We start from the raw sequence: 13,875 nt of genomic DNA, 5'->3' as shown, positions 1-13,875 counted from the left end.
CATAGTTTTGTTTTAAATTTCCGAAACTTTATCTCGTTTTTGATAAATCTTTTCTATAACTTCTACCACTTGAATACCTTCATTCAATGATACATCTTGCTCTTCCGAGCCATTGATTGTTTTTATCACGTTATCAATTACAAGATGGTGGTTCGAAGCGGAACCACTGTAGCTACCGTAATCGTTAAAAAATTCTTCTTTGTTCAGCTTAGGGTTCTCGGTTCCATCAACATGACAATATTCTATGGAGTTCATATATTGTCCTCCTATTTTCACTGTACCTTTTTCAGCAATAACTGTGATACTGCTTTCAAAGTTACTTTGATATACCGACGTTGAGTAGCTAATTGAGCCTGCCCCTTCAGTAGCGAGATCAAATGTAATTATGCCCGAATCTTCAAATTCAGTGATGTGATCATGATTAAAATTGAAAAACTTGGCTTCTATGTTTCTGATATCACCAAATACCCAAAGCAACACATCTATAAAGTGCGAAAATTGGGTAAATAAAGGTCCACCATCCCACTCCAATGTTCCTCTCCAGCCATCCTTTTTGTAATACCGATCATCTCTATTCCAAAAGCAGTTTAGCTGAACCATATAAATCTGCCCTAACTGTTGGTTTGAAATCAACTCTTTTAGCCACTTTATTGCAGATGAGTATCTATTTTGTACCACTGGAAAAACAAGCTTTTTATTTTTTTCAGCTGCGTTCGAAATCATTCTCGCATCTGCTAAATGTATGGCTATCGGCTTTTCTATCACCACATGCATTCCGCTATCCAAACATTCAACAGCCTGACTAGCATGCAATCCATTCGGGGTACAGATATTTACCACATCTGCTGCTATACCTGAGGATATAAAATCAACTAGACTGTTGAAATGTGGAACAGCAAAATTGCCTATTTGCAAGGTTTCGATATTTAAAGAATCTATCGTGGCTACCAATTGCGCATCTGGATGCTTAACAATTAAATCGGCATGTCTTTTACCAATATGTCCACATCCTAAAACTGCAAATTTTACCGTTGCCGACATTACTTCAAGCTTATCAAATTGTTGTCTATAACTTGATACTGTTGCCCACTCTCGGCGCAAGTTGCTATGTTCTCTTTTTTAAAATCGAGCACGCACCCAGCCTTACTTACCCAACCCTTTTGATGGGCAGGATTACCAACCATTAAAGCATATGCCTTCACATTTTTTGTAATCACCGAACCAGCGCCAATCATTGCATAACTTCCAATGGATACACCACAAACAATGGTAGTATTAGCACCAATTGTAGCACCCAGTTTAATTTGTGTTTTTAAAAACTGATCCTTACGTTCTATAAAGCTTCTAGGAGTCTTCACGTTAGTAAACACAACTGATGGCCCAATGAAAACATCATCTTCTATTTCAACACCAGTATAAATAGATACATTGTTTTGAACCTTAACACCGTTTCCTAAAACAACATTATTAGCGACCATTACATTTTGCCCTAAAATACAATTTTTCCCTATCAGTGAGCCGCTCATCACGTGAGAAAAGTGCCAAATTTTTGTACCCTCGCCAATTTTTGCACCTTCGTCAATAACAGCTGTTTCATGAGCGAAGTAATTATCCATTTTGGAGAAACCTTTTAATTTGCTCAATAATGTAATCCTGATGTTCGAAAGTAAGTGATGGAGACACCGGCAAAGCCAAAACTTTATTGCAGAGTTGCTCAGCCACTGGAAAATCACCCGCTTTATAACCAAATGATCCAAAAGCTTCCTGCAAATGGTTAGGTTGTGAATAATAAATCATGGTAGATATCCCTTGATCCATTAGATATTTTTTTAAGTCGTCTCTTTGCTGAAAATCAGATAGCTGAATACAGTATTGATTATAACTGTGCTTAATTCCAGCAGTTTCTTCAGGTAGCAAAATCGTAAGATCACACAGCCCATTAGCGTAACGTTTGGCTAATGTTCTTCTATGTTCTATGTCTTGGTCTAGGGTATTAAGTTGGCATAGTAAAACTGCTGCCTGCAATGTATCCAGCCTCGAATTGACGCCTATATATTTGTGCACATATTTTTGTTGTTGTCCATGATTAGCCAACATTTTAACTTTATGAGCCAGTTTTTCATTGTTGGTGAAAACAGCGCCACCATCACCAAAACAAGCTAAATTTTTAGTTGGAAAAAACGAAGTACAGGCAATGGTACCAAAAGTGCCCAGCTTTTTTTCTCCGTATTCACTACCTAATGACTGAGCTACATCTTCAATTACTGGAATTTGGTGTTGATTTGCAACTCTTATAATATCGTCCATTGACGCTGCACCACCGAAAAGATGTACTACGATGATTGCTTTGGTTTTGGATGTGATTTTTTCTTCAATGCTTTTCGCACAGATGTTGAAGTGATGTGAATCTACATCGGCAAATACAGGTACAAGACCCAAAAAAGCGATTGCCTCCGCAGCAGCAATAAAATTAAAGGCGGGAACAATCACCTCATCATTCCTTTTTAAGTCCATACCCATAAGGGCTAAACAAAGTGCATCAGTTCCATTGGCACAAGGTACAACATGGTCTACGTTTAGGTAATTTGCTAAGCTGTCAGCAAAAAGGCCAACTTCGGGCCCATTGATATATGAACCACTTTCCAAAACCTTTTTAACCGCTTCGTCAATCTGCAACCTATTTGAGATATAATTCGCAGAAGCATCAAAAAATGGAACTTTTATCTTACAATCGGGCATCGATAACATTTCTATCTAAAAATGCTTTAGTATCAAAAACAACGGACGTATTCCCTTTCTTAAGCCGCTGAATATCCAGTTCAGAAAATGATGAATGTGATACGGCTAGTATTATAGCGTCAAATGTTTCATCAATTGATTCTAGTAAGTCGATATTATATTGTTTAGATACTTCTTGCTTACTGGCATAGGGATCGTAGACACCTACATCAATCCCAAACTGCTTTAACTCAGCGTGAATGTCGATCACTCGAGAGTTCCTGATATCCGGGCAATCCTCCTTAAAGGTGATACCAAGTATAAGTGCTTTGGCGCCTTTTACGGCATTTCCTTTATTAATGAGCAACTTGACAACTTTGTTGGCTACAAACATACCCATGTTGTCATTTACTTTCCTACCAGATAAAATAACTTCTGGATGGTAGCCGAGCATTTGTGCTTTATGTGCTAAATAATATGGATCGACTCCGATACAATGCCCCCCAACAAGGCCAGGTTTAAACTTTAAAAAATTCCACTTGGTAGCTGCAGCATCAATTACGTCATTTGTATCGATCCCTATTCTGTCGAAAATAAGCGCTAATTCATTAACAAACGAAATATTAATGTCCCTCTGAGCATTCTCTATTGCTTTTGAAGCCTCTGCAACCTTTATGGATGGCGCTTTATGGGTTCCCGCATTAATTACGCTAGCATACAGCTCATCAACAAAGCATGCCACTTCTGGTGTAGAACCTGATGTTACTTTTTTAATGTTGGTTAGGGTATTTACTTTGTCTCCTGGATTAACCCTTTCAGGAGAGTAACCGCAGAAGAAATCATTATTGTAAACTAAGCCTGAATGTTTTTCAAGCACTGGCACACAATCTTCTTCTGTGCACCCTGGATAGACTGTGGATTCATAAACCACGATATCCCCTTTTTTAAGATATTTACCTACTGTTTTACTGGCTTCGAATAAAAATCCCAAATTAGGTTTTTTAAATTCATCTACCGGTGTTGGCACAGTGACAATAAAAACATTACAAGAGCTCAAAGATGCAGCTTGATGAGTGATTTCCAAGCCTGAGCTACTATTGCTGTCTGAAAACGATTCGGCCAACTCTTGAGCTGTTATTTCGCTAGTGGAATCGAAACCATTTTTCAACTCAGAAATTCGAACAGCATTAGAATCGAATCCTACGACAGCATATTTTTTAGCGAAAGTAACCGCTAGTGGTAGGCCAACATAACCCAGCCCAATAATGCCAATTTTTATATTGATAGATTTTTGCAAACTATCTTAACAAACTAACAACAATTGCAGCTAATGAAGCTATACCTGTTCCAATACCTATCCAAGCTTGCGGGGTGATTTTTTCTCTTTCAGCTTTGACCGGAACTAGTATTTCTGCTCCAGGTTTAACTTTCGGATAGTTATTGAAAAATAAAAACTTTTTAGCGGCTTCTGCAGAGCCATTGGCATACTTGATGTAAGCCCTGTTTTTCCATGCGGTACTTGTAAATCCGCCGGCTCCATTGATGTATTGCTTGAAGCTTTTACCTGGAATGTACAAAATACTATTAGGATTCAATACCTCTCCGGTAACTTTAACTGTCTGCAATTGCTTAGGCACCCTTACAATATCTCCTTCTTCTAAGATCAAATCTTGACGAGATAATGGCTTTTCTAAAATTCTATCTAAATTGATTCCCACTAAATCAGATTGAACCAATTTTTCGTCTACTTTTTTAACGTTTTCAGTCTCTTTACCGCTCTTTTCCTGCACACGCTCCAAGTTCAGAAACTTTTTTTGCTCCTCTTCTTGGTTATTAATAGCATTCTTGTCGTTTGGATTAACTTTTTCGGCACCTGGTCTTTTTAACGAAGCACCCTCGGCATAAGCAAACGGCGTTAGTCCGCCAGCTCGTTTGATCAAATCAGAAATTCGATAATCTTTGCTAGTGATGGTATACGGTCCCGGATATAGTACTTCTCCCTCTATTTTAACTTGTTTCTGAATCGAATATCCTTCTGAATTTCTAACGGTAATGATGTCAAAAGGTTTAATTTCAAATTTATCACCTACTACCTTTAAATTCTCGTCGACATTTAAAATGAATAAATCCGCTGTTTTTGAGGAGATGGAATTGGGATCAGTGTTTTTTATTCTTCTGGAAACTTCAATTCTATTTGGTGTAGCTCCTTCTCTTAATCCGCCAGCCATCTGAATAATGTCTTCCAACTTTAGATTAGTAGCATACTCAAAAGTTCCTGGCGCCCTAACCTCTCCTTGGATAGTAACTGTATATTCTTCACGTAGATCAAATATTGAACTGATGGTCACCTTGTCTTCACGCAAAAGAGGAATATCTGTTTCTTCACCAGATAGAATTTTTGCTACATCGAATGAGATAAAATACTGGGTTTTATCTGGATTTAATCGATTGATGTAACCTCTATTCAAAAATGCATCTTCAGTAATTCCGTCAGCTTTTTTGATTAAACCGCGTAAAGTTAAGCCCTTATCTAGAGCGTACATCCCTGGTCTGAAAACTGCGCCAATAATTTCTACTCTATTTTCAAAACGCTCCAAGATGGCCTCAACAACGAACTTATCTCCATTTTTGGGCTGATAAGTACCATACTGTGAAGAAGGGATATCCCTCATTCTACGTTCCTTACTGGTGTTTTGAAAAGTTTTTATTTTGGCAGTATAAGCTTCCGCTGTAAATCCTTTGGCAAAGTTGATTACATCTTGCAGTGTTTCGTTTGGTTTAACCTCAAAAATTGCAGCATCTTTAACCTCTCCAGAAATTTCAACTCGGGCATTATATGCAGGAATATTTATCACATCCTGATCTTGCAAGCGCACATTTCCTGTCTGTATTCCGCGTAATAGGAAATCGTAAACATCAATAGTTGCAATTACTTTGTTATTTCTGATTACCTGTATATTCCTAAAAGTACCATTTTGAGATGGCCCACCTGAAACGTATAGCGCTCGATACACATTGGCTAACGATGGGAGTGTATAGCTACCAGCTCTTACAACTTGTCCTGTCACCGTTACTTGTATGCTTCTAATGTTTCCTAAGTTAATAGCAACAGACGTACGTCCGGTACGTAAAGCGGGATACGTTTTAGACATTGCTGTTCTAATTTTAGCACTTGCTTGTTCAATGGTTAAACCGCCAACTGAAATTCTACCAACATATTCTAAGTTAATAATACCCTCTGGACTAACTTGCAAATTATAGGTGCGCTCATTGTCACCAGTTAAGTCGATAACCAACCTGTCATCTGGCCCGATGATATAGCTTTTTGGCGTCGCTATCCTTAAGTTAGGCTCAAAAGTGATGGGACCTCCTTTAAACAAATCTGCACCAAATATTTTACTTTGAACCGCTACTTCATCTTCCTTTTTATCGTTAGAAACCGACCCACCATCAGTAGTTTCACTATATTCTCGTCCCGTTCCGGCCGTGGGCTTATCCGAAGTTTGCACGCCAGCACCTTGCTTTTTTAACTTCTCTACCCTAGCTCTAAACTTAGTGATTTCATCCTGTCTTACTCCCCTCGAAATTGCTACCTGCTCTATTTGCGCTTCAGAGGTGTAGCCCATCGATTCTGCCTGCTTAACGAGCTGCAAGATCTGAGCATCGGAAAGTTCATCGACTTTTACATTGGTTCCTACTTGAGCGAAAGTTAAGGTCGCAACTAAGACCAGTACTAAAGTTAAAAATATTTTTTTCATGTGCCGTGGCTGGATATTACTTATCAAACGCTGATTATTCGAAATAATTCAATGTTTCGTAATTCCCTTGTTTTAGATATTCATCTTTCTTCATTAATTTCAAATCGGCCTTCATCATATCCTCAACTAAGGCAGGCAGATCATATTTCGGCTCCCAACCTAATTTAGTTTTAGCCTTTGTAGGGTCACCCAATAATAGATCAACTTCTGTTGGCCGAAAATACTTTGGATCAACCTTCACTACAGTTTCGCCGAGTTTCAACGCATCTAAGCTCAAACCTAATTGGGCTGCTTTATTATTATCGATATCGATAATCACTCCTTTTTCCTGATCATCTTTTCCAGAAAACTCCACAGTAATGCCAAGTTCTGCAAAAGCCATACGCACAAAATCCCTTACCGTTGTAGTTATACCTGTCGCAATTACATAATCCTCAGGTTTTTCTTGCTGAAGGATTAACCACATTGCCTCGATATAATCTTTGGCATGCCCCCAATCACGTTGTGCAGAAAGGTTCCCTAAGTATAAACAGCTCTGTAACCCAAGGCCAATTTTTGATGCAGCTCTTGTAATTTTACGAGTTACAAAGGTTTCTCCCCTCAAAGGGCTCTCGTGATTAAACAAAATACCATTACAAGCGAACATATTATAAGCTTCACGATAATTTTTAGTAATCCAGAAACCGTAAATTTTTGCAACGCCATAGGGCGAACGAGGGTAAAATGGAGAATCTTCGTCGTAAAATCCAGCTGCATTCTTATTCTCGGGCAAACCGCCATACAGCTCTGACGTGGAAGCCTGATAAATTCTTGTTTTCTTTTCTAATCCCAAGATACGGACTGCTTCAAGAATTCTCAAAGTTCCTATTCCGTCAACATTAGCCACGTATTCAGGCGAATCGAATGAAACTTTAACATGTGACATTGCACCTAAGTTATAAATTTCATCAGGTTGTGTTTCCTGTATTATACGAATAAGATTAGTTGAATCTGTTAAATCGCCATAATGCAATTTGAACCTTACATCGTTCTCATGTTGATCTTGGTACAAGTGGTCAATCCTGTCCGTATTGAACAAAGATGTTCTTCTTTTAATCCCATGAACGAAGTAACCTTTCTTCAACAAAAACTCTGTTAAATAGGCACCATCCTGGCCGGTCACTCCCGTAATCAGTGCAACTTTCATTTATATTTTTTGTAAGATTTTATGCGTGCAAACATACACAATTAATTCATTTGTAATAAAAAAGTTGAACAAACAACTACATTCTCAAAAGTAGTATTTTTTCTTTAAAACCTATAAACTAAGGCTTTACAAATGAATATGTCGGTCGCTAATAATTTTAACAACCTAGACTACCGCCAGTGAGCAATAATCAGGCCTTTTTAAATAAAAAATCGCCTTTTTGGGAAAAAAATAGTTAAGCCAGCTTTTGCAAAACTTGTTGCCAGTTGTCAACACGTTCGTAATCAGTAATTAATAAATTATGTGGAGAGGTAAAAAGTAGCGCCCTACCGTCGAAATTTTGAAAATTTTTAATTCGATCATCAATCATGATGTCAACGTCGACTATTTTTTCGCCACAAAATATAATCTGCTTCCAACTAATGAATGGAAAATGCTCCGCTAGCCATTCTAGTTTATCTTCCAATGAATTTTTAAACTCCATAGCAGCAGAAACAATATAAACTTCGTATTTCTGCTGCAAAGCTTTAACTGCATCAACGGCGCCGTCTATTACGGGCAGATCTCTAAAGAAACCTTTTTCATTAATGTAGTTGAACCATTGATCGCTTACTTCTGCAGGGACATTTTGAAAAATCTCAGTACCAGGCGCAATTACCAAATCGAGCGGCACTTGGTGGTCTCGATTATATAAGTGTATAAATTTATGAATTGGATCGGCTAACACCTCATCCATGTCTATCGCTATTCTCATTAATGTAATTATAATGATTTTACATCAAAAAATCGCGATAAATTTCTTCATGCTACTTTATGGTTTAATAGCGCTAAACAAGAATTGCATTAGTTTTTTTGCAGCAACGTTAATTAATAAACCTGATTGAAGTGGAAATACTTTTTGTTGGCTTAATCAGCAGTGCACTCGAGAAATGTCGACGGCGATTGTGGAGCAAGCAAGTCGCAATTATGAATAACGAAACCAACAAAAAGATTGCAACGAAAAGCAGGACATCAATCGCCATAAAATGATAACGTTGATTTTCAAAGATTTATAAGCATTCAATTTTACAATCTTTTTGCTAATTACCAACATATTGCTTACTTTTGCAGCCCCGCAACACGAAGTTCCGGGAACTATGTTGAATACATAAACAAAAAAAAGAATGGCAACTAAAATCAGATTGCAAAGATTCGGTAAAAAAGGAAAACCTTTTTACCACGTGGTAGTAGCGGATTCGCGTGCTCCAAGAGATGGAAAATTCATCGAGCGTTTAGGTTCTTACAACCCTAATACCAACCCGGCAACTATTGAGTTAAACTTCGATAGCGCTGTGAAGTGGGTATTAAGTGGTGCTGAACCAACTGACACTGCTCGTGCTATCCTATCTTACAAAGGTGTACTTTACAAAAAACACTTAGAAGGCGGTATCAGAAAAGGTGCTTTAACTCAAGAACAAGCAGATGCAAAATTTTCAACTTGGTTAGATGCTAAAGCTGGTAAAATTGCTGGTAAAACTGAAGGTTTAGCTAGCAACAAAGCTGAAGCACGTAAAGCAGCCTTAGCAGCAGAAGCTAAGAAAAATGAAGACAGAGCAGCAGCAATTGCAGCTAAAAACGCTCCAGTAGCGGAAGAAGTTGTAGAAGAGGCTACTGAAGAGGCTCCAGCGGTAGAAGCTGAAGCAGCTACTGAAGCTCCAGCTGAGGAAACTCAAGCTGAAGACAAAGCTGAATAGTTTTACTTCACTTCAAAAGAAATAGCGTTTTGATTAAAATCGGAACGCTATTTTTATACCCAGTCACCTGTCATTCCCAAGTACGAGGAATCTGTTTCTATCTTATATTCAAACTTACAGATTCTTCACCAACATTTAGGGCGACATAAAAATAAATACATGACCAAAGAAGAATCATTTTACATCGGCTATATCACCAAGACAAAAGGTTTGAAAGGTGAAGTTCAACTTTTTTTTGAATTCGAGGAATATGAAGATCTTGATCTTGATGTACTATTTTTGGAGCTAAATGGCAAGATGGTGCCGTTTTTTGTGTCAAGTTACAAACTGTACGAAAACAAAACTGGGCTATTTTATTTCGATGATGTAGACCATGTGGACAAAGCTCAACCACTGGTAAAGAAAAAAGCTTATCTACCACTAAGCAAAAAGCCTGAACGTGAAGACGATGAGTTTTATTACACTGATTTAAAAGGCTTTATTGCCGTTGATGAAACGCTTGGTGAGTTGGGGGAGATTATTGAAGTAAATGAATACCCACAACAGTTTGTAGCTACAGTAAGCTATCAAAATAAAGAGATCCTTTTTCCATTAAATGAAGATTTCATTGTGGAAATTGATGATGAGGATCAGATCATCACTTTAGACTTGCCAGAGGGATTGCTGGACATCTATCTTAATCCTTAATTCAGCAAACAAAATACTAGTCTAACGGTTTAACTAGCATGAAATACTTTTGTTGGTTTTGGCTTGGCATAATTGGCATCATAACTATTGGTTGTAACCAAACCAACAAGCAAAGTCAACCTGTAGTTAAAGATACTTTGGCCGTTGATACAAAAATTGACACCACTGCAGCGGAAAAAGAAATATTAACTACCATAGGCACTGAGATTTTAATTGCCTTGAAAGCAAAAGATTACAGGGCATTTGCAGTTTATTTTCATCCCAAAAAAGGAGTAATCTTTTCACCTTATGGATTTATAAACAAATCGAATATCAACCAATTAAGCAAAGCTAACTTCCTAAAAATTATTGAAGAACACGGTTCAGTTAATTGGGGAGAATATGATGGCTCTGGCGATCCGATCAAACTCACAGCTCAGAAGTATTTAGAAAAATTTGTTTATAACGCTGATTATCTGCATGCGCAGCAAACATCTTTTAACCAAATAATAGGCAAGGGAAATGCCAAGAGCAACCTACTGGAAGTTTTCCCAAACTCTCCTTTTTTAGAGTATTATTTCAAAGGCTTTGATGAAAAATATGACGGAATGGACTGGACCAGCCTGCGCTTAGTGTTTGAAAAGTACCAAAATGGTTACTTCTTAATTGCCGTTATCCACGATCAGTGGACTATATAATAAAAAAATAGAGGAGACTGATGCGTGCCTCCTCCTTAAAATTATTTTTTAACTATTTTGAGCGGAATTTCTTCAGCAATTTTTATGGTATAAAATCCTTTTGGCAATTTCCTAACATCAACTACAGCATCAGCTGATTGAAGTTGCCCTCGCATGACTTTCTGTCCAATACTGTTATAAATTACGTATGCCACGCTTTTTGAGGCAAAAGGCAACTGGACTTTAAGTTCTTCTGCAACAGGATTTGGATATATGCTCACACTTGTGCTGGCTAAAGCAAAAGCTACGTTTCTTTCTTTGCTATAATCGAAATCACCGTTAGTATCCACTTGTTGCAATTTATAATAGTTACTACCTACTATCGGCTTTAGGTGTTTATAGCTGTAGCTGTTGTTAACTTTACCTTTCGCACTAACCCTATCTACACTAGTCCAGTCTACACCGTTTGTACTATGCATAATATTAAAATGACTGGTATTAATTTCGTTAGCGGTCTCCCAGCGTAGTTCAACAGCATTATTGGCTTTAGTAGCACTAAATGATATGAAATCCAAAGGTAATACGTTGCTTGGATTGATAGATGACACCGCAAAGGCTCCTTGGCCAGTAACCGATGTTTTATTTGCACGGACACGATAATAGTAAGTTGTGTTGGCTGTTAAGCCTGTGATTTCCTTGCTTAACAAGTTGCCTACATCTAATCCATCGAATCCGCTAACCTTATTATTGAAAAGATTATCGGTTGCTACATCAATTATGTAGCTATTTGTAGTACCAACATTTGAGCTTTGCCAATTGGCGGTGAAAGATGTTGACGAAACATTTGTTGGAGCCTGCAATTGCGGCATTGCCATCGCATAACTTTCAACCCAATTAGGTGTTGCCATTGGCGCCACGGCATCATTTTCCCAAACTCCTATGTTACCATTTAAAAGATTAGATGTGGCATCGGGAAGAATGCCAGTTGCAGCAGTATTAAACTTATAGTAAGCTAACAAGCCTGTGCTTGTAGGCAATACAGTGTTGCCCATGTTTGTTTTAATTTCGGTAGCAGAGCGCTCTACGTTCCATACCCTTACTTCGTCCACTGCGCCAACAAACCCGTCGCTATCCCACGACCAGCCAATTCCAATTTTAAAAGGGGTTCCGGTAGTGCTAGTGTTAACTGTTGAGGTTGATGTGCCTATCGAGTTGCCGTTAACATAAATGGTGACATTACCAGCTGGATTAAATACAGCGGCAATATGATACCAATGTCCACGTTCAAATTTATAAATTAGCCAACTACTTCCGGTACCGTGCACGCCAATACTTCCATAGTCTTTACCAATAGTAATTCCCCAACGGGTTCCCCACCATTGTATCATCGAAAAAATATAAGGATCATCAGTTGGGTTGTTAAAATCTGGCCTAATCCAACCTTCCACTGTACCCGTGGAAAAATCAAATGGCCCGGGCTGACCATTTGCATGTGGGTTATCAATCAGTGCTTGAACGCTCCCCTTACCGGCCACCGCTCCGGTGAAGTAGTAAGCTTGTCCAGGCTCCTGTGCTCCCGCACTATAGCGCACTAGAAATAGGAATGTAAAAAGAATTAATTTGAGTGTAGAGGTGTTATTCATACTTACGCTTATTAAGTTAATATTTGGTTGATTTTCGATTTTAATTAATACCAAAATTTAGCATAGGTAGAGATAGAGCCTGTCGTTTTAGGAGTTGACCACTTCGACAGGCTCCAAAGAAAATAAAGGCGTTAATTCTATTTTAAATTTGAGTTGCTATAATTCAGTTACTGTTAGCACTGCTTTTGTATTTCCTTGCGAGAGATCCACTACAAATCGATAGCTTTTGCCGTCAGTAAAAGTTTTACCGGCTTTTAAACCTAAGTTCCCTGGATCTCGACCGCTAGTTCCGCCACTACCTACAAATACAATATCGCTTGTAGTTGATAGGGTTGTATTGGTAAACTCGCCACCCCAACCTTTTTGGTGGAAAAACTTAAAATTAATGGCATCCTTTTTAATGGTTTTACCTCCCTCTACGGTAATTTGATATCTCTTATTTCCGATTGGGGCTAAACAAAGTGCCTTATCTGTATTCCAACCTACTTCGTTTGCTGCTAAACTTGGCTTACCAATATCAGTACCTATAATCCAAAGGGCACCTGTGCCGTCTGTTTTAAGCGATGCTAAATTGTTGCCGTCCATTGCTTCTACCACGAAATACTTGTTGCTAAAGTTTGCGGTAATCCGGTATTTTCCGCTAGCAGCATTAAAGAAAAACTTGCTTCCACTTTTAGTGAAGAAATCTGGATCTATCCACCATTGGGCTAGGTCCTGAATACCATCAAAGGTAACCTCGCCATCTTTAGCTACAGTAATATCTGCTCTGTAATTATTGTCATCAACACGATTTAACACTGTTCCGTTAATGGCATACGCAATGATAAATGGTGATGCTTGATAGTTCAATGTGTTGAAGGAGATGGTGTAGGTGCCCGACGAGGAATTTGAAAATGGAATTGATGAGGTAGAACCCAATTCCACTGTGTTATTTTGCCAACCAAATTGCATTACATTGCCCTGCGTACCAAACTTTGGAGCTTCGATATAACCTTTAACTTGGTAAGGCAAATTTGCTGTTAGTGCATATTGGTTCCTGCCTACCTTGTTCATTCTGTACGTTTGCGTTTCTGTTACTAACGAAATATATTCGTAATCTGGACGGGCAAGATTAATATCAATTGATTGCTCAGTGGTTTTTTTACTTACGTTTTGTAGTATAAATTTAAGCGTTGCCTTACCATCAGGAACATCTTTGTAAAACGGTACAAATATTTTACCCGAATACTCTCCATTCTGCTTAGTTCTAAGGCTTACTTCCGAAACTTTGGTATCGGTATAATAAAGTTGTGCTTTTAAGTTTGACAGTGCAATGCTTGCATCAGCTGCCTGCACTGTAAAAACCAAACTATCGCCAAAATTGGCTGCCGTTGGGGCATTTTTTAAGCTGATAGTTGGATTGCCCTCAAAGTAGGCATATTCTTTTTCCTCCTTTTTGCATGCTGCAAATAGGAGAAAAACTATCGATAGGCTATAAATAACTTTCTTCATAAC

Annotated in this window: 12 protein-coding genes; 3 read left to right on the top strand and 9 right to left on the bottom strand. The window is 38.3% G+C overall.

Translation table 11 applies throughout. The annotated features are described in order from the left end of the window. Window positions 1-12: 12 nt before the first annotated feature. The 7 genes from ACY2A0_RS10110 to ACY2A0_RS10080 all read right to left on the bottom strand — a co-directional run bounded on the left by ACY2A0_RS10110 (window position 13) and on the right by ACY2A0_RS10080 (window position 8,416). Window positions 13-1,041, bottom strand: a complete 1,029-nt coding sequence (locus tag ACY2A0_RS10110) for a Gfo/Idh/MocA family protein (RefSeq protein ID WP_461789332.1) — start codon at window positions 1,039-1,041, stop codon at window positions 13-15. Further along, window positions 1,041-1,616: an acyltransferase gene (locus ACY2A0_RS10105; RefSeq protein ID WP_461789331.1), complete on the bottom strand. Its 576-nt coding sequence runs from the start codon at window positions 1,614-1,616 to the stop codon at window positions 1,041-1,043. The genes ACY2A0_RS10110 and ACY2A0_RS10105 overlap by 1 nt, the downstream gene beginning before the upstream one ends. Then, window positions 1,609-2,739, bottom strand: coding sequence for a DegT/DnrJ/EryC1/StrS family aminotransferase (locus ACY2A0_RS10100; RefSeq protein ID WP_461791435.1), 1,131 nt, complete (start codon window positions 2,737-2,739; stop codon window positions 1,609-1,611). The genes ACY2A0_RS10105 and ACY2A0_RS10100 overlap by 8 nt, the downstream gene beginning before the upstream one ends. Continuing rightward, window positions 2,726-4,015, bottom strand: coding sequence for a nucleotide sugar dehydrogenase (locus ACY2A0_RS10095; protein ID WP_461789329.1), 1,290 nt, complete (start codon window positions 4,013-4,015; stop codon window positions 2,726-2,728). The genes ACY2A0_RS10100 and ACY2A0_RS10095 overlap by 14 nt, the downstream gene beginning before the upstream one ends. 1 nt (window position 4,016) lies before the next feature. Further along, entirely contained in the window at window positions 4,017-6,476 is a 2,460-nt protein-coding gene (locus tag ACY2A0_RS10090) for an SLBB domain-containing protein (protein ID WP_461789328.1), read from the bottom strand. 34 nt (window positions 6,477-6,510) lie between these two features. Then, on the bottom strand, window positions 6,511-7,662 hold the full coding sequence (gene gmd / locus ACY2A0_RS10085; RefSeq protein WP_461789327.1) for a GDP-mannose 4,6-dehydratase: 1,152 nt from the start codon (window positions 7,660-7,662) through the stop codon (window positions 6,511-6,513). 235 nt (window positions 7,663-7,897) lie between these two features. Next, entirely contained in the window at window positions 7,898-8,416 is a 519-nt protein-coding gene (locus tag ACY2A0_RS10080; RefSeq protein WP_461789326.1) for a 5' nucleotidase, NT5C type, read from the bottom strand. A 409-nt stretch (window positions 8,417-8,825) separates the two neighbouring features. On the opposite strand from ACY2A0_RS10080, the gene ACY2A0_RS10075 reads away from it, so the two are divergent. The 3 genes from ACY2A0_RS10075 (at window position 8,826) to ACY2A0_RS10065 (ending at window position 10,759) form a co-directional block, all read left to right on the top strand. Further along, on the top strand, window positions 8,826-9,395 hold the full coding sequence (locus ACY2A0_RS10075) for a 30S ribosomal protein S16 (RefSeq protein WP_461789325.1): 570 nt from the start codon (window positions 8,826-8,828) through the stop codon (window positions 9,393-9,395). Between the two features lie 159 nt (window positions 9,396-9,554). Continuing rightward, entirely contained in the window at window positions 9,555-10,082 is a 528-nt protein-coding gene (gene rimM, locus ACY2A0_RS10070; protein ID WP_461789324.1) for a ribosome maturation factor RimM, read from the top strand. Window positions 10,083-10,120: 38 nt separating this feature from the next. Then, the gene (locus ACY2A0_RS10065) at window positions 10,121-10,759 is read left to right on the top strand and encodes a hypothetical protein (RefSeq protein ID WP_461789323.1); all 639 of its coding nucleotides are present in this window, start codon (window positions 10,121-10,123) and stop codon (window positions 10,757-10,759) included. 41 nt (window positions 10,760-10,800) lie between these two features. On the opposite strand, the gene ACY2A0_RS10060 is transcribed toward ACY2A0_RS10065, so the two are convergent. Further along, entirely contained in the window at window positions 10,801-12,381 is a 1,581-nt protein-coding gene (locus tag ACY2A0_RS10060) for a LamG-like jellyroll fold domain-containing protein (protein WP_461789322.1), read from the bottom strand. Between the two features lie 156 nt (window positions 12,382-12,537). Next, the gene (locus ACY2A0_RS10055) at window positions 12,538-13,872 is read right to left on the bottom strand and encodes a DUF5125 domain-containing protein (protein WP_461789321.1); all 1,335 of its coding nucleotides are present in this window, start codon (window positions 13,870-13,872) and stop codon (window positions 12,538-12,540) included. Window positions 13,873-13,875: the final 3 nt, after the last annotated feature.

Origin of the sequence: Pedobacter sp. (assembly GCF_965249885.1) — a bacterium.
In the GTDB taxonomy this organism is placed as follows: Bacteria; Bacteroidota; Bacteroidia; order Sphingobacteriales; family Sphingobacteriaceae; genus Pedobacter.
Note: the sequence above shows the minus strand (reverse complement) of the source record. Positions and strands in the feature narration are given on the sequence as shown.